The 18,923-nt window shown below is 67.5% G+C and carries 20 protein-coding genes; 2 read left to right on the top strand and 18 right to left on the bottom strand.

Features of this window, described 5'->3' with window-relative positions; all coding sequences use genetic code 11:
• Positions 1–135: 135 nt before the first annotated feature.
• The gene (locus tag QRO91_RS03655; RefSeq protein ID WP_197632039.1) at positions 136–1,512 is read left to right on the top strand and encodes a hypothetical protein; all 1,377 of its coding nucleotides are present in this window, start codon (positions 136–138) and stop codon (positions 1,510–1,512) included.
• Between the two features lie 45 nt (positions 1,513–1,557).
• Here QRO91_RS03655 and QRO91_RS03650 read toward each other — a convergent pair whose 3' ends face one another.
• The 5 genes from QRO91_RS03650 to QRO91_RS03630 all read right to left on the bottom strand — a co-directional run bounded on the left by QRO91_RS03650 (position 1,558) and on the right by QRO91_RS03630 (position 7,244).
• Positions 1,558–2,685: an ABC transporter permease gene (locus tag QRO91_RS03650; RefSeq protein ID WP_049426712.1), complete on the bottom strand. Its 1,128-nt coding sequence runs from the start codon at positions 2,683–2,685 to the stop codon at positions 1,558–1,560.
• Positions 2,682–3,869: an ABC transporter permease gene (locus tag QRO91_RS03645; protein ID WP_197619970.1), complete on the bottom strand. Its 1,188-nt coding sequence runs from the start codon at positions 3,867–3,869 to the stop codon at positions 2,682–2,684. The genes QRO91_RS03650 and QRO91_RS03645 overlap by 4 nt, the downstream gene beginning before the upstream one ends.
• Entirely contained in the window at positions 3,854–4,867 is a 1,014-nt protein-coding gene (locus QRO91_RS03640; protein WP_197619969.1) for an HlyD family secretion protein, read from the bottom strand. Before QRO91_RS03640 ends, QRO91_RS03645 begins: the two co-directional genes overlap by 16 nt.
• Positions 4,860–6,272: a TolC family protein gene (locus QRO91_RS03635; RefSeq protein ID WP_197650406.1), complete on the bottom strand. Its 1,413-nt coding sequence runs from the start codon at positions 6,270–6,272 to the stop codon at positions 4,860–4,862. The genes QRO91_RS03640 and QRO91_RS03635 overlap by 8 nt, the downstream gene beginning before the upstream one ends.
• A gap of 78 nt (positions 6,273–6,350) precedes the next feature.
• The gene (locus QRO91_RS03630; protein WP_197619967.1) at positions 6,351–7,244 is read right to left on the bottom strand and encodes a LysR family transcriptional regulator ArgP; all 894 of its coding nucleotides are present in this window, start codon (positions 7,242–7,244) and stop codon (positions 6,351–6,353) included.
• Positions 7,245–7,351: 107 nt separating this feature from the next.
• Between QRO91_RS03630 and QRO91_RS03625 the strand changes: the two genes are divergently transcribed.
• Entirely contained in the window at positions 7,352–7,966 is a 615-nt protein-coding gene (locus QRO91_RS03625) for a LysE/ArgO family amino acid transporter (protein WP_049429603.1), read from the top strand.
• On the opposite strand, the gene map is transcribed toward QRO91_RS03625, so the two are convergent.
• From map to QRO91_RS03560, 13 genes are all read right to left on the bottom strand, one after another.
• Positions 7,963–8,745: a type I methionyl aminopeptidase gene (gene map, locus QRO91_RS03620; protein ID WP_197619972.1), complete on the bottom strand. Its 783-nt coding sequence runs from the start codon at positions 8,743–8,745 to the stop codon at positions 7,963–7,965. The two genes, QRO91_RS03625 and map, sit on opposite strands and share 4 nt — an antisense overlap.
• A 10-nt stretch (positions 8,746–8,755) precedes the next feature.
• Positions 8,756–8,968: a ParD-like family protein gene (locus QRO91_RS03615; RefSeq protein WP_019659200.1), complete on the bottom strand. Its 213-nt coding sequence runs from the start codon at positions 8,966–8,968 to the stop codon at positions 8,756–8,758.
• A 68-nt stretch (positions 8,969–9,036) separates the two neighbouring features.
• Entirely contained in the window at positions 9,037–9,396 is a 360-nt protein-coding gene (locus QRO91_RS03610; protein WP_197619966.1) for a VOC family protein, read from the bottom strand.
• Positions 9,397–9,567: 171 nt separating this feature from the next.
• The gene (locus QRO91_RS03605) at positions 9,568–10,452 is read right to left on the bottom strand and encodes a hypothetical protein (protein ID WP_049429584.1); all 885 of its coding nucleotides are present in this window, start codon (positions 10,450–10,452) and stop codon (positions 9,568–9,570) included.
• Between the two features lie 3 nt (positions 10,453–10,455).
• A complete protein-coding gene (locus tag QRO91_RS03600; protein ID WP_197619965.1) occupies positions 10,456–11,520 on the bottom strand; it encodes a GNAT family N-acetyltransferase in 1,065 nt (354 codons plus the stop codon).
• A 29-nt stretch (positions 11,521–11,549) separates the two neighbouring features.
• Positions 11,550–12,950, bottom strand: coding sequence for an aspartate aminotransferase family protein (locus tag QRO91_RS03595; protein WP_005408663.1), 1,401 nt, complete (start codon positions 12,948–12,950; stop codon positions 11,550–11,552).
• A gap of 66 nt (positions 12,951–13,016) precedes the next feature.
• Positions 13,017–13,733 carry an MtnX-like HAD-IB family phosphatase gene (locus tag QRO91_RS03590; RefSeq protein WP_049429586.1) on the bottom strand — a complete coding sequence of 239 codons (717 nt, stop codon included), beginning with the start codon at positions 13,731–13,733 and terminating at the stop codon, positions 13,017–13,019.
• Positions 13,734–13,907: 174 nt separating this feature from the next.
• Entirely contained in the window at positions 13,908–15,110 is a 1,203-nt protein-coding gene (locus QRO91_RS03585; protein WP_197619964.1) for a DegT/DnrJ/EryC1/StrS family aminotransferase, read from the bottom strand.
• 10 nt (positions 15,111–15,120) lie between these two features.
• Positions 15,121–15,519 carry a multidrug efflux SMR transporter gene (locus QRO91_RS03580; protein ID WP_049429588.1) on the bottom strand — a complete coding sequence of 133 codons (399 nt, stop codon included), beginning with the start codon at positions 15,517–15,519 and terminating at the stop codon, positions 15,121–15,123.
• Entirely contained in the window at positions 15,516–15,875 is a 360-nt protein-coding gene (locus QRO91_RS03575) for an EamA family transporter (protein WP_014646430.1), read from the bottom strand. The genes QRO91_RS03580 and QRO91_RS03575 overlap by 4 nt, the downstream gene beginning before the upstream one ends.
• 1 nt (position 15,876) lies before the next feature.
• Positions 15,877–16,713: a carboxylesterase gene (locus QRO91_RS03570; RefSeq protein ID WP_164136816.1), complete on the bottom strand. Its 837-nt coding sequence runs from the start codon at positions 16,711–16,713 to the stop codon at positions 15,877–15,879.
• A 79-nt stretch (positions 16,714–16,792) separates the two neighbouring features.
• Positions 16,793–18,172, bottom strand: coding sequence for a sensor histidine kinase (locus QRO91_RS03565; protein WP_049429590.1), 1,380 nt, complete (start codon positions 18,170–18,172; stop codon positions 16,793–16,795).
• Positions 18,169–18,852, bottom strand: coding sequence for a response regulator (locus tag QRO91_RS03560; protein ID WP_088025290.1), 684 nt, complete (start codon positions 18,850–18,852; stop codon positions 18,169–18,171). The genes QRO91_RS03565 and QRO91_RS03560 overlap by 4 nt, the downstream gene beginning before the upstream one ends.
• Positions 18,853–18,923 lie beyond the last annotated feature (71 nt).

Genomic DNA, 18,923 nt, shown 5'->3' with positions numbered 1-18,923 from the left:
CTCGTTTCCCCTTCCACACCGCAGTACGTATTCCCCGAACGCCGGCCCCGTGCCGGCGTTCGGCGTTGAGCGGCCCCGTATCGCGGAGCGCAGCCCGGTGTCTATACTGCGCGGACTTCAACGGATGAACGCCCAGTGAACGAATCACCCCTGGCTGAGTCGCGCGCGCCGGCTGTCGAGGTCGATCCAGCACCGGAAGCTGCAGCGCGCTTCGGCCGACTGCGTGAGCGTACCGACGAGCTCGAACTGTTCATCTCTGGCCTGCTGGCGTTCGCACTGTTGGCGGTACCAGGCTACCTGTTCGATGCGTGGGCACGCAGCAGCCTGCACACGGAAGGCATGTACTTCCAGGTTCTGTGGTTTGGTTTCAGCATCAGCGTGGGCATGTGTTACGTGCTGGCGGTAGCGCTGATCGCGCACCTGACCGTGCGCGGCTACTGGATAGGCCTGATCGGGCTGAAATCGCACTTCCCCAAGGGCATCGACTGGGAACGGCTGCCGCAGATGGGCCCGGTATCCCGCGCCTTCCTCAAGGCCCGCGACGGCGGCCTGGACGGCAGCATCGAACGCGCTGATCGTTTGGCCACCATGCTCTTTTCCACCACGCTGCTGGCGGTGCAGACGCTGGCCGGCACCCTGGTGATGGCCGTGCTGACGTTGTGCGTGGCGATGGCGATCAGTGCGCTTGCCGGCGGTTCCGACCGTGTGGCCATGATCGTGGTCGGTACCGTGCTGGCCAGCCTGCTTGTGCTCGCACTGGTTCCTGCACTGCTGGAGCGTGTCATTGCGCGCCGGCAGCGGCGCGACCAGGCCTATCACGGCCTGCAGCGGTGGCTGCAACGCTTCCTGGCGGGCCTGCAACGGATTCCCCTGCTGCGCCTGATGCAGACCATGCAGCTGACCCTGCAGAGCAACCTGCGCTCGCGTTCGTTCATGGCGGTCTATCTGCTGGCGGTGATGGTGGCCATGGTGCTGGGCGCGGTGCAGGTGCTGGGCTCGGTGAAGTTCTCGCTGTTCAACCGCTACCAGGTGATGACCGACGAGGCCGTCGAACACGGCATGTTGAGCGCGCACTACGAATCGATGCGTTCGGCGCACGATCAGCTGCTGCCGTATCCGATGATCCCTTCGGACACGATCAGTGGTTCACGCCTGCGTGTGTTCATTCCACACCGCCCCCAGCGCGACAACCCGCTGGCGCGCCAGCACTGCACTGCCTCGCCCGCCGCACGCGATGAAGCGACCGGCGCAAAGGCCGCCAGCGCAGCGGTGGAGTGCCTGTCGCGGTTGTGGCGGGTGCAGCTGGATGGCACGCCGGTTGACCTGCACGACTTCATGCCGATGGAGCGCCGCGATCTCGACATGCGTGGCCTGGTGGGCTATCTGCCCATGGCGACGCTGGCACCCGGACGCCATGACCTGAGCCTCGTCTGGAATGCCGAAGGGGGCGAACGCGGCCCGGAGCGACGCCGCGAGTACCGCATTCCGTTCTGGTACGCGCCCGACCCCTGAATAGGGGACGGAGGGGATCAAGTCGCAATCCCTCAACCTTGCCGTTTACGACTTAATCCCCTCCGTCCCCGTTGGGGCGAGGAGGCGCCAGGCGGCGAGGCTGCCGTAGAGCAGCAGCAGGACGGTGAGGGTGATCAGTTCGTGGCTGACGTCGGCCAGGCGGGCGTCCATCTGGTTCAGGCGCACCATCAGGTTGATGCCCGAGGTGGTCGGCAGCAGCTGTGCCAGCCAGACCAGCGGTTGCGGCGTCATCACCGCCGGCCATGACAGGTTGGCCAGGAAGAACAGCGGGATCGAGGTGGCGATGATGTACTGGAAGGCGCGCTCGCGGGTGCGGAAGAAGCTGCCGACGAACAGGCCGAAGGTCACCGTCGCCGCAATGAACAGCGTGCCACCCAGCAGCTGGCCCAGCGGGTTGCCACCGCGTGGATAGTCCTGCACCCAGGCAGTGAAACCGGCATACCAGAACAGGCCGAACAGGCCGATCAGGCCGAAGCCCAATGCCATGCCCGCCAGCGTCGGCAGGTCGAAGCGCAGGCGCCGGCCGAGTGCAAGGCGGCGGCCGCCGAGCAGGACGCCGATGCCCATCAGCAGCGTCTGGTGCACGATCAGTTCGGCCACGCCGGGTACGATGGCGCTGCCATAGCCTTCTTGCGTGTTGTACAGCGGGCGCTGCACAAGCGTGACCGGCGGTGCCTGCGGTGGACCCATGAAGGCGGCCTGGCCGACCACGGCATCACGCCCGAACGCACCCAGCGCATCAGCTACGCTGCCCAGCACCCAGCTGGCGCGGCCCAGGTAGGCACCGTTGCCAAGCAATACCAGCTTGGCCGGATGGCCGCGCAGGATGTCGCGCTCCAGGTTGGCCGGGATCACGACGATGCCTTCGGCATGGCCGGCTTCGAGCTGCCGGCGTGCGCTGTCGACGTCCGCCGGTTGCCCGACCACGCGCGCGACGCGCAGTGCGTCGAGCTTGCGCAGCAGCTCGCGGCTGGTCGCGCTGTGGTCTTCGTCTACCACCAGCACCGGCAGGTTGCCGGCCACCTGGTGCCGGTAGGCGGCTGGATAGAAGAACGAGTACAGGATCACCGCACCGACCATCACCACGATCGCGTAGCGGTCGCAGAGCACCGCCATCAGGGTCTGCCGCAGGCTGCGCCAGAGTGTGCTCATGCGTCCGTCCCCGCAGGCTGCGCGGCTTCGGGCGTGCGCGCGAAGGCGATCAGGCGCAGGCCGCCGATGCCACCGGCCACCGCCGTCATCAACAACAGCGTGGCCAGCGGCCATGCCGAAACCTGCAGCGGCGAACCGATGAACTGCTGCTGGGTCTGCAGCTTGATGTAGGCGCTGAGTGGCAGCAGTTGATGCCAGATGCGGGTGAACAGGGGGCCATCCAGCACCGGGAAGGTGGCGCTGGAGAATGCCAGCGCGGTGCCGATGCTGAGGCCGACCGCCGACAGCGCGGTACCCATGTCGCGGGTCACGCCGACGAAGAACAATGCGTAGGCGGCGGTGGCCAGGTAGAACAACGGTTGCGCGAGCACCAGCAGAAGTACGCTGCCGGCCACGCCATCACCGCGCAGCCAGGCGAGGTAGCCGATGCCGAGCGCGCCATACAGCGAGAACAACAGGATGTACGGCGCGACCTTGCCGGCAATCGCAGCCCACGCCGTGCGGTCCAGCCAGGCGGGCAGGGTGCCGTCGCGGATCTCGCGGCCGATGCTGCCAGCCACGGCAAGCGCCAGCACCAGCGACAAGACTGCCGGGAAGATCAGCGGCAGCAGGAACAATTCGTAGCTGCGCGCCGGGTTGTAGAGGATGTCCGACTGCACCGCGATCGGTGCCGCACGCAGCTTGCCCGGACCGACCTGCAGGCCGATGCGCTCGCGCAGCAGGCGCGCGTTCCAGGCCGATACCGCATCGCCGATATCGCGCGCCGCAGATTGGCCGGTGGTCATGTAGGTGGCGTTGTAATAGGCGAACACCGTGCCCTGTCGCCCACGCAGCGCCTGCCGGGTGACATCGCGCGGCACCAGCACGATGGCGAACACGTCCAGCCTGCGCAGCTGCGAACGGGCGTCTTCCAGGTCCACCGGCTGGCTGGCGATGCGCACGCCGGGGCTGGCATCGAGCATGCGCAGCAGCAGGCGGCTGTCACTGCTGTGGTCGAGGTCGACCACGGCGATCGGGATGTCGCGCATCACTGAAGGCGTGAACATCCACGCCATCACCGCAAGCATCAGCAGCGGCAGCACGGTGACCAGCAGCAGGTCAGCGCGGTTGCCGCGCAGTGACTGCAGCTCGCGCCGCCAGCTGGCGGCGAAGCCGCCGCGGCCCGGGCTCAGTGCTGGGCCCATGCGAACAGCACGCTCATGCCGGGGCGGAAGCCCTCGATGCGGCGTACCGGGCGCACCCGCACCTCGAAACTGCGGACGTCGTAGCCGGACGACTGGCGGGTGGTACGCCAGGTCGCATAGTCGCCGGCAGGGTTGATGAAGTAGACCTCGAACTCGCCGTCCAGGCCGAGTGCCGGCACGTTGCCCTGCAGCTTGCTGCCGACCTTCAGGCCCTGCATCTGTGATTCGCGCAGGTTCATCGCCACCCACATGCGATCGATGTCGACCAGGGTGAATACCGGGTAGCCGGCCGGCACCAGTTCGCCCGGGTCGGCCATGCGCTTGTTGATCTCGCCCGCCACCGGCGCGCGTCCTTCGACTTCGGCACGGGCGGCGTTGACTTCGGCCACCGCGCCCTGCGCCTGCTGCACCTGGCCCTGCGCGGCACGCTTGTCTTGCTCGCGTGCGCCGGCCAACGCCATGTCGTACTGCGCGCGTGCGGCACGCGCCAGTTCGCGCGAGCTGGTGGCCTGGGCCTGCGCTTCATCGCGCTTCTGCCGGGTCATCACCCCTTCGTTGAACAGGTTCTGCACGCGCTGGTAGGTGGCCTCGGCCAGCGTCGCACCGGCTTCTGCGCGCTTCCAGTTCGCTTCGGCGGCGCGGATGTCTTCGCTGCGCGCGCCCTCGTCGGCCTTGTCGGCCACTGCCTGTGCGGCGGCCAAAGCGCCGTGCGCCTGCTGTTCCTTGGCGGCCACTTCGGGGCTGTCGAGCAGGAACAGCACCTGCCCGGCCTGCACGCGGTCGCCCTCGCGCACCTTCAGTTCGGCCACGCGCGCGGTGATCTTGGCGGCCACGTTGATGGTGTCCGCATCGGCCATGCCCTGGATCTGATCGGCCGGGCTGCGCCAGGCCAGCCACAGGCCGAGCACCACTGCGACCAGCAGGACCACCAGCAGGATCGGTCCCAGCCGTCGCTTGCCCGGGGGCGTTTTCGCTTCGTCGTGCAGCACATCACTCATGGTCGATCACCTCGTCCGCACGGCGCCGGTATTCTTCAAAACGGTCCATCTGTCCACTGACCTCCAGCAACTGTGCCAGCGCAATATCGTATTGGTAGGCGGCCTGCGCGCGCTCGACACGGGCACCGCCCAGGCCGAGCCGTGCGTCGATTACATCAAGCGAAGTAGCCTGGCCCTCGCGGAACGCCAGCTCCTGCAGGCGCAGGTTTTCCTGTGCCTGGGCGATGCTGCTGTCGAGCAGCACGTACTGCTGGCGCGCAGTCTCCAGTTCATTCCAGGCCTTGCGCACGCCTAGTGCGACCTGGTTCTCGGCTTCGCGCAGGCCGGCTTCGGCCTGCTCCTGCTGCGCGCGCGCGGCGCTGATCTGCGCCGGCCGAGAGTTCGGCGACAGGAAGGTGTACTTCAGGCCGATGCCGAACGCCCAGTCCGGATCGGTCAGCATCTCGTCGCGGCGGCGGAAGTCGTATTGGCCGAAGGCGAAGATCTGCGGCTTCAGCTTGGCCTGCTGTACACGTACGCCTTGTTCGGCCTGCGCCACCATCGCTCGCAGGCGCGCGATCTGCGGCTGGCGCGCCTGCGCCGTGCGCTCGAAGCTGGTCACGGGTTCCAGCGGCACGCGCTGCACGAACAGCGGCGACACCGGCTGCACCTCGCCGCCACTGCGCAGCAGCGTGGCCAGCGCGGCCTTCAGCGTGGCCAGGTCGTTCACCGTCTTCTGGTACTCGCGCTCGGCCTTGTCACGGGCCACGGTGGCCTGCAGGCGCTGGGCACGGGTGGCGAAGCCCTCGCGTTCCAGCTTTTCTGCGTCTGACAGGTGGCGATTCAAGCCATCGCGCACATCACGGCGTACGTCCACCGCCTGCTCGGCAAGGCGCTGGCCGAAATAGGCCTGTGCCAGCTGCACGGTCAGCGATTGGCGCTGTGCCTCGCGCTCGGCACTGGCCTGTTCGTGGGCCGCGCTCGCGGCACGTTGAGCGGCCGGAATCACGCCGCCGGTGTACAGCGGCAGCACCGCGGTGACGACGGGACGGGTACGCCAGTCGCGCTCGGTGAACGACAGTGGTGAATCGATGCCGAAGGCTTCAGCCACGGGGGCCAGCGAGCCCAGTGGCAGGGTGAGGGTCTTCTGGAACTGCAGGCGGCGCACTTCACCGGTGATCTCCGGCAGGCGCAGCAGGCGGGTGGCGTCCTGCAGGTCCTGCTTGTTGCGTACCGCTGCATCAGCGGCTGCCAGTGCATCGGAGACCTGCTCCAGGCGTTGCCGCGCCTGTTCCCAGTCCAATGCAGGTGCGTCGTTGTTGTTCTGCGCGGACGCAGCAATTGGCAGGCAGGTCGCCAGCGCCAGCGCCAGCGCCAGCGCGGCATTCGCCCGGTGCATCCTTGTACGTCGGCCGATCACGCCCATGCCGTCCCAGTGGTAAAGAAGTGCGCAAACGGTAGTGCGCGCGGCGTGAAGCCCGGGTCTGCGATCATCGGATTGTCCTCAACGAAGGATGGCGCTGGCCGCAGTGCGCAGCGCCTGGGTGATGTGCTGCAGCGTACTTGAGCGCACGGCGGCATGCTGCCAGTACAGCGGCACATCGAGCCAGCGGCGGGGTTCCAGTACCACCACCCGGCCGGCGCGCACGGCGGACGCGACCAGGGTTTCCGGGGCCATGCCCCAGCCGAGTCCGCACGCAGCGGCTTCGACGAAACCGGTGGAGGAGGGCAGGTAGTGTAGCGGCGGCTGCAGGCGGGCGCGGGTCAGCCGTCGCACGAAGCGCCATTGCAGTTCATCTTTGCGGTTGAACACCAGCATCGGTGCGTGCGCCAGGGTTGCGGCCTGCATGCCATCGCTGAAGTACCGGCGGGCGAAGCCGGGCGAAGCAATTGCCTGGTAGCGCATGGCGCCCAGCGGGTGCACGTTGCAGCCCTTCACCGGTCGGCCTTCGGCCGTGACCGCACCCAGCACGCTGCCATCGCGCAGCAGTTGCAGGGTATGGTCCTGGTCGTCCATGCGCAGGTCGAACAGGTAGCCATGGCGCTGGTGGAGGTCGGCGACGGCCGGCACGAACCATGTATCAAGCGAGTCATCGTTGACCGCCAGAGGGATTGGCATGCGTCCGGTGTCGCTGCCGCGTTCGGGCAGCAGCTCGGCCAGGGCCTCGGCTTCCAGGGCCTGCATCGGTCGCACGCGGCGCAGCAGCGCCTCACCGGCGGCGGTAGGCCGGCACGGGGCCTGGCGCACCAGCAGCACTTGGCCGAGCCGGTCTTCCAGTGCCCTGATCCGTTGCGACAGTGCCGACGGGCTGATCGACAGGCGGCGTGCCGCAGCCTCGAAGCTTCCTTCTTCCAGCACGGCTGCGAATGCGGACAGTTGCGGATGTACCAGGTCCACGCCGGCGCCTCTTCAGTTTTTCTGTACAGGATAAAGAAAAACAAGATTGCCTGAAGGTGGCCATCGGCCGCACCCTGCGCATCCTCCTGCTGCCTGGCCCGTTCTTGATGTGGATCACCGCTTTCGCTGCCGGCCTGTTCGCAGGCGCCGGTCTCATCATCGCCATCGGTGCGCAGAACGCCTTCGTGCTGCGCCAAGGCCTTCAGCAGCGGCATGTGGGCAGGGTGGTGCTGGCCTGCGCCGGCGCGGATATCGCGTTGATCCTGGCCGGCGTGGGCGGCATGGGCGCACTGGTGCTGCAGTGGCCGCTGCTGCTGCAGGTGCTGCGCTTCGGTGGCGCGGCGTTCCTGCTCTGGTATGGCGTGCAGGCCGGGCTGCGCGCGTGGCGCGGTGGCAGCGTACTGGCCGCCGCCGAGGCGCAGGCCGGCAGTGCGCGCCAGGTGCTGCTGACCTGCCTGGCCTTCACCCTGCTCAATCCGCACGTCTACCTGGATACCGTGGTGCTGCTGGGCAGCCTGTCCACGCGCTATCCGGGTGACCTGCGCTGGGCCTTCGGCGCCGGGGCGTGCCTGGCCAGCGTGGCCTGGTTCTGCGCGCTGGGCTATGGCGCGCGACTGTTGCAGCCGGTGTTCCGCAGGCCAGGTGCCTGGCGGGTGCTGGATGCCGCCGTGGCGGCCTTCATGTTCTGCCTGGCGACACTGTTGCTGGTGCGCCCGCTCTAGGCCGCGTCCACCGCGCACAGAGGCGCTTCGCCGGGGCGCAGGGTCAGCACGCGCACGCCGTTGCGGGTTACCGCCACCGTGTGCTCGAACTGCGCCGACAGCTTGCCGTCGCGGGTGTAGACCGGCCACTCGTCCGGCTGCTGGCGGATCGCCGGCTTGCCCTGGTTGAGCATCGGTTCGATGGTGAACACCATGCCGTCTTCCAGCACCATGCCAGTGTTGGGATGGCCGTAATGCAGGATCTGTGGTTCCTCGTGCATTTCCTGACCAATGCCGTGCCCGCAGTATTCTTTCACCACGCTGTAGCCGTGGCTGCGCGCGTGGCGGGCGATGGCGTGGCCGATGTCGCCCAGCCGCGCGCCGGGGCGCACCGCGGCGATGCCTTCCCACATCGCCTGGTAGGTGGTCTGTACCAGCCGGCGTGCGGCGTAGTCGACCTCGCCGACCAGGTAGGTGGTACTGGAATCAGCGATGTAGCCGTTCTTTTCCAGGGTGATGTCGAGGTTGACGATCTGGCCGTTGCGCAGCACGTCGGTGGTGCTGGGCACGCCGTGGCAGATGACGTTGTCGATCGAGGTGTTGAGCACGTACGGGAAGCCGTACTGGCCCTTGCTGGCCGGCCGCGCCTGCAGCTCGTCGACGATCATGCGCTCGACGAAGTCGTTGATCTGCATCGTGCTGCGGCCCTGCAGCGGCAACCGGTCGAGTGCGGCGAACACCTGCGCCAGCAGGCGCCCGGATTCGGCCATCAGCTCAACTTCTTCCGGCCGTTTGATGATGCCCATGGACTCAGGCCTGACCTGGCGCCAGCAGCGGCGGCTGCACCCCGGCCGCGCGCAGTTCGCTGGCGACGATGTCCTGGAAACTCAGCGTCGGGTTCATTTCGCACAGCATGCCGACCCGGATCCAGAAGTTGGCCTGGGCGTTGATCGAGCGGCTGGAGACGGTGCAGGCACGGCGCAGCTGGTCGTGCAGGGTGTCATCGATGTTGACGATGCCCATGGGCGGTCCTCGAGGAGTGGATATACGAAGCGTATATGTTTCGTATATTCATCTCAAGCTCGCGTCGTTCAGTCCACGTGGGTGGCGAAGCGCAGCCGGTTGCCGTCAGGGTCGCGCAGCAGCATCTCGCGGCTGCCCCATTCGGTGTCATGCGGCGGCTGTTCGATCGGCACGCCGGCCGCGCTGAAGGCGCGGTACAGGGCGTCGACATCCTCGACGATGAAGTACACCGCGCCGCCCACCTCGCAGTCGCCGCTGTGTTCGGTGAGGAAGATCGTCTGGCCATCGCGGGTGAGCTGGGCGAACAGCGGGAAGCCGGGCTCGAAGCGGTGTTCCCAGTCGACCACGAAGCCCAGCCCCTGCACGTAGAACGGCAGGGTGGTGTCGGCGTGGCGCATGCGCAGCTGCGGGATGACGGTCTGGGGCATGGCGGCGGCTCCGAGGTGGGAACCCAGTGTAGAGCCGAGCCATGCTCGGCTGCTGCTCGCGGTCCCCTCAGTGGAGCATGGCTCGACTCTACAGAAGGCGCCAGCCGAGCGTGGGCTCGGCTCTACCGGCTCTGGTAGTTGCCAACCTTGGTTGGCATTGCCGGCCAGCGGTCAGCAGGCCATCGGGACCGAAGCCATCGCGGCCAGCAGTTCGCGGTTCACCTGCTGGTGACGCGCCTGCCAGGCGGGAAGATCGTCGGCGCTGATGTCCGGCTGGCCATCCAGCGACGACAGCCAGCGCTTGAAGCGGCTCTGGTAGTTGGCCAGCGAGACTTCGCCGGTAATGTCACTGCCAACCAGGCCGCCGGCGCGCAGTGCCTCGATCACCACCAGCGCGTCCTCCAGCTGGAAACGGCCCTGGTCCCAGTTGCTGCGCGCGACGTCCTCGGCGAACACGTCCTTGTCGATCGACAGGTAGGTGGGTTGTGGCGACTTGGCCTGTTCGGCAGCGAACGCAGCCACCAGCGCTTCGGGGTGCTCGAAGCGGCGGAACGCATGGCCCATGCCGAGGCGATGGCCCCAGCCCACACCCACGTCCATGCACCAGTAGGTCAGGCGACCGCCCATCAGCGGGCGCCAGTGGTTCTCCCAGGCATGGCAGAGGCCGATGTCGCTGGAGGTGATGCCGAGCACATGGATGTGCGAGATCTGCGGCAGCTTGCTGGCGGCGTTCACCCACGAACCGCAGTGCATGCCGAACGGAAACCGCATGTTGTCCGGATGGTTGTCCAGCACCACCAGCTGGAACGGCGTCTGTGCACGCATGCGACGCAGCAGCGGCAGGCTGAGGTGATGGAAGTCACCACTGCCGAGCATCACTGTGCCGAGCTGGGCCGGCAGCGGCGCAAGCACCTCGGTGCTGAAGCGATCCAGGGTGCCGTTGCTGCAGGCAAATCGCAGCGGGTCGTGCCACTGCGGCAGCGCCAGGGTCTGCGCCTGGGCCAGTGGCAGCACGCCACCGTCCAGGTTGAGGATCAGCGGGGAACGCAACGGCATCGCTCAACCGCCTCCATCAGGTTCGCCCTGCAGATGCGGGGCCAGCCTGCGCAATGCGGCGCGCAGCAGCGGTGAGCGGGCGTGGATCGCGTGCCGGGTGGAGGTGAAGCTGGCCCCCAGCTCGGCCTTGATCCGCGAGTCGGTCCAGCCGGCCACGTAGTGGCTCAGGCCGTGCTGCAGGGCGTACTCGAGGTTGTGCATCCAGCTGACCGCGTACAGGTTGTGCTCGCGCGACTGCGGGTACGCCAGGCCGATGTACTTGTCCACCAGCTTGCCGGCATGCACGTAGCACAGGTTCCAGCCGATCAGCTGGCCCTCGTGGCGGTACAGGAACATCCGGCCCTGCCCCTGGCTGTCGGCCAGCAGGTGCTGCAGGTAGGGCAGGTCGAGCTGGTCGAAGTGCACCGCGCTCTGCGCATACACGCCCAGGTACAGCGCATGCAGTTCGGCCTGCAGCCGTGGGTCGGCCAGGGCCGGATCACCGGTGGCGATGCAGTCGATCTGCAGGTCGTCGCGCGAGCGCAGCTTGCGCCGGATGTTCTTGCGGCGCGAGGACGACAGGCGGCCGAGATAGCCGTCGATCGAATCGAAATCGATCGCCACCCAGGCCAGCGGCATGCCTTCCAGTTCAACGAAGCCGCGTGCCAGCAATGCCTGCAGGAAGGCGGCGCTGTGCGCATTGGCCGCGTCGTCCAGCAGCGGTGAATCGATGGCCAGGTCCTTGACCACCAGCAGCCGGGTATCGCCGATCGCGTGACGCGTCACGTCCTCGGCCAGCGCCTCCGGCGCGACGTGTGCCGGCAGCGGGGTGTACTCGGTGCTGGTGGCACCGACGAAGCGGGTCTTCCAGGTGATCCACGGCCGCCACAGGCGCGACAGCGGCAGGCCGAGCAGCTTGCTGCGCAGCGCGTCGTCCATCGTGGTGGTCAGGTCGAGCGGTGCACGGAAGGTCGGCAGGCCGCTGGGAAGGCGGCCTGCCTCGAATCCGAGCGGCGGGTGGGCCAGGAAGCCCTCCAGCAGCGCGGCCGGTTCCAGCGCGGTGCTGGACGCACGTGACGTCATTTCCATCGGCACGGGAACCGGCAGCGCATCCGGCCTCAGCCCTTGGCCTTGGTCAGCGCCTGGTCGAGCAGGGTGATCGCCAGGTCGATCTCTTCGTAGCTGATGTCCAGCGACGGCGCGAAGGTGATCACGTTCTTGTACCAGCCACCCACGTCGAGCACGAGGCCCATGCGCTTGCCGTCATGCAGCAGGTCGCCGGCCAGGCCGATGTCGACCATGCGGTCCAGCAGTTCCTTGTTCGGCGTGTAGCCGTCGGCCTGGCAGATTTCCGCGCGCAGGGCCAGGCCCAGGCCGTCGACGTCGCCGATTTCCGGGTGACGCTTCTGCAGGCCACGCAGGCCGTCGAGGAAGTACGCGCCCTTTTCCGGCACGGTGCGCTCGTAATCCATTTCCTTGCCCAGCTTCAGCACTTCCAGGCCCAGGCGGGTGCCCAGCGGGTTGGAGTTGAAGGTGGAATGGGTGGAGCCCGGCGGGAATACGGTCGGGTTGATCAGCTCTTCGCGTGCCCACAGGCCCGACAGCGGGTTCAGGCCGTTGGTCAGCGCCTTGCCGAACACCAGCACGTCCGGGGTCACGCCGAAGTGCTCGATCGACCACAGCTTGCCGGTGCGCCAGAAGCCCATCTGGATTTCATCGACCACCATCAGGATGCCGTACTTGTCCAGCACGCGCTTGAGGCCGGTGAAGAAGTTGCGCGGCGGGATGACGTAGCCGCCGGTACCCTGGATCGGCTCGACGTAGAACGCGGCGTACTCGGCCTGGCCGACCTTGGGATCCCACACGCCGTTGTACTCGCTTTCGAACAGGCGCTCGAACTGCCACACGCAGTGGTCGGAGTACTCGTCCGGGGTCATGCCCTTCGGGCGGCGGAAGGGATACGGGAACGGGATGAACATCGCGCGCTCGCCGAAGTGACCGTAGCGGCGGCGGTAGCGGTAGCTGGAGGTGATCGACGAGGCACCCAGGGTACGGCCGTGGTAGCCGCCTTCGAAGGCGAACATCAGGCTCTTTCCGCCGCGCGCGTTGCGCACGATCTTCAGCGAATCCTCGATGGCCTGTGCACCGCCGACGTTGAAGTGCACGCGGCCATCGAGGCCGAACTTCTCGTGCATGTCCACGGCAATGGTCTTGGCCAGCTGCACGCGGGTCGGGTGCAGGTACTGGCTGGCGACCTGCGGCAGGGTGTCGATCTGGTCCTTCAGCGCGTCGTTCAGGCGCTTGTTGCTGTAGCCGAAGTTGCAGGCCGAGTACCACATCTGCAGGTCGAGGTAGGGCACGCCCGCACCGTCGAACATATAGCTGCCTTCGCCACGCTGGAAGATCTTCGGCGGGTCGACGTAGTGGACGGTGTCGCCGAAGGAGCTGTAGCGGGCTTCGTCGGCCAGCAGCTGCGCATCGGAGGCAGCGGCGTCGGCGTTCTTGTCAAAAATGTTCATGCAGTTCGGTTCCGTGAAGGACGTTCGAAAAGGGGGCAACGGGGGAGCGTGGCTGGAAGGGAGTGCTCAGGCGGTGGCCAGCAGCAGGGGCAGTACGTCGGGCTGCGGGCTGGCGTCGATGCGACGTGGCTGCAGCAGGCTGCCATCGAGCAGGCGCGGCAACAGCGCGATTGCATCGTGGAAGGTGTCGATGGCGGCATGCTCGATGCCGGCATTCGTGCAATGGGTGATCAGGCGGCGCTTGGCGAACACGAAGTCGGCTTCTTCGGACACGCAGAAATCCGAGCTGCCGTCGCCGATCATCAGCACGCGCGGTGCTTCGTTGGCACGTGCCTGCGCGGCGCAGGTGCACTTGCAGGTGCCGCTGCGGCAGCCCTCGGCCTGGTAGGGTGATTCCAGTTCCCAGTGGTCTTCGCACCAGCGCAGGTGGTTGGCCACCACCGGCAGCCGCGACAGGCCATGGTTGGCGAGGATGCGGTGGATCGCATAGTCCAGGCCGTCGCTGACGATGCGCAGCGGCAGGCCCAGCTGCTCGGCGCGGGCGACGAAGGCGACGAAGCCCGGGTCGATCTGCACCTGGTCCAGGTGCGCATCAAGCGTGGCCGGGTCCAGCTTCAGCAGCCGCACCTGGCCCTGCATGCATTCGCGCGAACCGATCTTTCCGGCCTTCCACTGGTCTTCCAGCGCCTGCCAGCCCGGCTGGCCGTACTTCTCCAGCAGCGAGTCGATGACATCTTCGAGGCTGATGGTGCCGTCGAAGTCACACAGGATGCTCCAGTGCATGGGCAGGTCCGTCGATGAAAGAAGCGACCGGCACGATGCCGGGGCAGACTCAATGTAGGCAGGCCGCCTTTCTCGTTCCTTTCCTGTTGAAAGGCTTCATCGACGGACTGGGAAAACGTTCAGGAAGGTGCATGGATGAATGCGCGGAGCGCAGGCCACGCATGCACGTGCGGGTCAGGCGCGGGCCAGGACCTGCAGTATTTCGGCCGTCTCTTCACGGGTCTGCCAGGCGCTGTTGCCAAGGGTCAGCATGCGTGCGGCGAAGTCGCGTGCGTTGGGCACTTCGGCGGCCGGCACGATGCCGCGCAGGTACGCGTAGTCGGGCAGGGCATGGATGAACATGCGGCTGGCGCCGAGTCCGCGTGGCCACAGGTCTTCCAGTACGGCATCGCGGGCCCGCTGGCTGGGCAGCAGCAGCATCAGCATCGGCCAGGTTCCGCCGGTACCGGCCAGCCCATCGACCACTTCCACCGCCGGCAGCTGTGCCAGCTGCACGCGCAGTTGCAATGCACGCAGGCGACCTGCCTGCAGGAATGCAGGCAACCGCCGCGCGGCATGGGCTCCGATGTTCTGCCGCCACTGGCTGACCCGGTGCTGCGGAATCTCCAGCGGGAAAATGTCACCGACCGCTTCTTCCAGGTCGCCACGCTGCAGCGCACTGCGCAGTGGATTTCCATACACCATCGATAGGAGCGATGGCCGATAGCAGGCGGCCAGGCCGAGCAGCTGCACGCTGCGCAGCAGTTCCCAGCGCAGGCTGGAATGCACCTGTTCGGCGGCATGTGCGGCCAGCGCGGCACGCAGCTCGTCATCGCGGCTGACCAGCAGGCCGCCTTCGTGCAGGCTCAGGCCCTTGCCGGCGGCCATGCTGAAGAATCCGATATCACCGCGCAAGCCGACACTGGTGTTGCCGACGCGTGCACCGAGCGCCTGCGCGGCATCTTCGATCACCCACGCGCCAGCGCCGCGTGCAACCTCGCAGGCCAGCTCGACATCGGCGATGCGCCCGCCCAGGTGGGTGGGCAGGATCGCCAGCGTGCGTGCATCGGCCAGGCGGCTGAGCTGGCCAGGATCGAAATCGAAGTGGCCGGGGCGGGTGTCGCACAGCTGCACGCGCAGGCCCAGGCTGTGCACCGCGATCGGCACAAGCGGGCAGGTGTAGCCCGGCAGGATCACGGTGTCGCGCTTGGGCGCGCGTCTGCGCAGCGTGCGCAGGGCGATCAGCAGCGCGTGCGTGCCGGAACAGGTCAACTGCAGCGGCGGTGTGCCGAGCTGGCTGGCCAGGATCGCGCGAAGGTCGCCACCGCCGGGGAGGAAGTCGCTGGCCTGCATGGGCAGGCCGGCGGTGGGCGGCAGCTCGCGCGCGAACAGGCTCATCGCAACGCGCTCATGCGGTACTTTCGGCAGGGCTATGCGGATCGTCCGCTTCGGCACGGCCCAGGCAGACGATGCCGGCCACGATCAGGACCGCACCGACCAGGTGATGCAGGGTCAGCGGTTCGTTCAACAGCCAGGCCGACAGCAGCAGCACGCTGATCACTTCCAGGTGCGAAGCCGCGAATGCTGGGCCGATCGGCGCATGCCGCAGCAGGCTCATCCAGGTGAAGAATGCACCGACGTAGCCAAGGATGGCACCGTACACCCACGGCTGCGACAGCACGCGCAGCAGCCATGCCGTGTTGGCCTCGACCGGCAGCGCGGCATCGCCGGCGTACTTGAAACACAGCTGGGCCAGCGTGTCGAAGGCCATCAGCAACGGGAAGCCGATCACATACAGGCGCCTCATGAGCCCGCTCCCACCACGGCCACGCCGGCGGTGACCAGCAGCATGCCGGTCACCCGCAGCGGGGTGAGCTTCTCGCGGAACAGGATGCGGCCGGCAATCATCAGTGCGACGATGTTGATCGAGCCCAGCAGCACGCCCTTGGACAGCGGAACCAGTGACAGGAACGCGATCCAGGCGACGAACTCAAGCACGTAGCAGGCGATGCCGATCCACAGCCACGGGCGGCTGAGCATGTGTTTCCAGCGTTGCAGTCCTTCGCCGTCCTGCGGGTCGCTGGCGGCGGCCTTGAAGGCAAGCTGGCCACCGGTATCGAGCACCACGTTGGCCAGCCACAGCAGCGTGGCAAGTGCCCCCATCTCAGGCCACCGCCTTGAGCACACCCGTACGCTCACCGATCTCGGTGAAGAAGCGGGCGCTGCGGCGGATCACGTCGCGGCGTTCGCGGTCGATGGTGATCATGTGGTAGCTGTCTTCCAGTACCACCAGCTCCTTCGGGCCGCTGACCCGCGACATCACCAGCTCGGCGTTGCCCATGCTGGCCACGTCGTCCTCGCGGGCGTGCATCACCAGGCACGGCGCGGTGACCTGGTGCAGGTGGCGGCGGGTCCAGTGGCTGAGCGCGCGCATTTCGGCCAGTGCGTGCCAGGGGTTGCCCGGCAGGCCAGCGGCGGCGCTGTCGCCGGACAGCATGGCGGCGCTCACCTGCGCACGCAGGCGCTCGTCACGCAGGCCGTACGGTGGTTCTTCCATGAACATGCGGTCGCGGCCGATGTTGAAGCGCTTGAACCACGGCAGCAGGAACGAGAAGCGGGCCACGGCGGGAATGTTCCAACCGTCGTAGCGGAACGTGGCGCCGTATACGCCCACGCCGGACACCCACTCCGGGCGACGTGCCGCCAACGCCAGCGAAAGTACCGCGCCCATCGACAGGCCACCGACGAACAGCTGGTCGACCTTGCCGCGCAGGTTTGCCGCCGCATCTTCCACGCCCTGGTACCACTGTTCCCAGGTGGTCGCCAGCAGGTCATCCACGGTGCCGCAATGGCCGGGCAGCTGCACGCCGTGCACGGTGAAACCGGCGTTGTTCAACCCCTTGCCCAGCATGCGCATTTCCGCCGGGGTGCCGGTCAGGCCGTGGACCAGCAGCACGCCCTGCGGGCCACCGGGGAGGAAGAAGTCGTGCGATTCGGTCACCTGGCGGCTCCGGGACGGCAGTGGGGATGGCAGGATCGCAAGCGCGATTTTCACCAGCCTTTCAGCGCCCCTGGCCGGGTCAGGGGGCCTTCAGCAGCGGCAGCGTGATGGCGACCTTGAGCCCGCCACCCGGGCGGTTGAGGAAGCTCAGGCGACCGCCGAAGTGCTCCACCGCCTCGTGCGCGATGGCCAGGCCCAGCCCGGTGCCGCTGGCAGTGGTGCCAGGGGCGCGGAAGAAGCGCTCGCCGAGGCGCGGCATCACGTCTTCCGGGACGCCTGGGCCGTTGTCTTCCACATAGAGTTCGACATCATTGTCGTCCAGTGCGTGCACGCCGACTGTGACGGTGGCTTCACGGCCCGCATAGCGCAGGGCGTTGTCGATCAGGTTGTCCATTGCTTCCTGCAGCATGGCACCGTTGCCCAGCACGCGCAGCGGCTGGGGGCTGCCGCGGTATCCGAGATCGATGCCATCACGGATCGCTTCCGGGACCCGCATGCCGACCCACTGCGGTATCAGTTCGCACAGGTCGAGTGCTTCCACGGTATCCGGCACGGTCTGTGCTCGGCTCAGCGCCAGCAGCTGGGTGCTGACCCGCGCGGTGCGCTGGTTGAGCCGGCGGATGTGCTGCAGTGCCTCGCGCACCGTGTCCGGGTCGCCGTGCGCCAGCGCCTGGTCCACGTGCAGGGCCATTCCGGCCAACGGCGAGCGCAGCTGGTGTGCAGCGTCGGCGATGAAGCGGTTCTGCAGGGTGATCATTTCCGCCTGGCGCGCGAACAGATCGTCGATGGTGCTGATCAGCGGCTGGATCTCTTCCGGCACGTCGGCATCGGAAATCGGCGCCAGCTCGCCGCGGCGCTGCGCCAGCCGGGTCCTCAGCGGGGTCAGGATGCGCAGGCCGTAGGTCACGCCGAACCAGACCAGCGCGGCGGTGCCCAGCGCCAGCATGGTCATCAGCGGAATGATGATCATCAGGATCTCGCGTGCGCGCTGGCGACGGTCGGCCATGCTCTCGGCCACGGTCACTGCCAGCTGGTCCTGCGGATCATTCATCGCCTGCGTGCAGACAGTGGCCATGCGTACCTGCTGGCCGTTGAGGTGACCGTCGTACAGGGCCGGATGCACGCCGGTGCAGTCCTGCGAAGGGGCGTACGGGCTGAAGTCTGCATTGCCGCTGAGCGTACCCTTGCGGCTGCTGTCGACGTTGAAATAACGATGGCCGTCGGGGTCGTACTCGATCAGGAAGCGCGCCTGTGGTGACAGGTCGCTGGTCACCGGCATGGTGCTCAGCATCTGCGCGAACGAGTGGGTGTCGTCGATCAGGTTGCGGTCGTGGATGCGGTTGGAATAGTCCAGCGCAACGTAATAGGCCAGGATCGTGTTGAAGGTGAGCAGGCCCAGCATCGGCAGCGCCAGGAAGGCGAGCAGGCGCCGGCGCAGGCTGGGCGGTCCACTGATCACGGGGTGCTGTCGTCCTGCGCGTCTTCCAGCATGTAGCCCAGCCCGCGCACGGTGCGTATGCCCATCCCGCCGGGTTGCAGCTTGCGGCGCAGGCGGTGCAGGGCGATGTCCAGGCCGTTGTCGGTCAGGTCCTGGCCCCAGTCGCACAACGCTTCCACCAGCTGCGCGCGCGATACGATGCGCTCGGCGCGTACCGCCAGCGCTGACAGCAGGCCGAATTCGCGCGCGGTCAGTTCCAGCGACTGGTCGTCGATCCACACCCGGTGCCCGGCCAGGTCCAGGCGCAGGCGGCCGATGCGCAGGTCCGGGTTGCCATTGCTGGTGACCCGGCGCAGCTGGGCACGCACGCGTGCTTCGAATTCGTCCAGCGCGAACGGCTTGACCAGGTAGTCGTCGGCACCCAGGTCGAGCACGCGCACGCGTTCGGCCAGGCCGTCGCGGGCGGTCACCACCAGCACAGCCAGGCCATCACCGCGCTGGCGAAGGCGCTGCAGCACGTCGCGGCCATCCAGCTGCGGCAGGCCCAGGTCCAGCACCAGCAGTGCGTACTGGGTCGAGCCCAGGGCAGCGTCGGCGTGCGCGCCATTGTCGACGTGGTCGACCACGTGCCCCTGCCGGCGCAGCGAGGCGCACAGGCCGGAGGCGATGTCCGGGTCGTCTTCAGCAATCAGAACGCGCATGCGCGGGGCTCCTGTAACGGTCAGGCCCACCGGATGGACGGGGTGGGCCTCTCGGCTGCCGAGGGTAGCCG

The organism is Stenotrophomonas maltophilia group sp. Smal32 (assembly GCF_030237085.1).
GTDB lineage: Bacteria > Pseudomonadota > Gammaproteobacteria > Xanthomonadales > Xanthomonadaceae > Stenotrophomonas > Stenotrophomonas maltophilia_Q.
The sequence above is the reverse complement of the archived record's forward strand: the minus strand, read 5'-3'. Positions and strand labels throughout refer to the sequence as shown.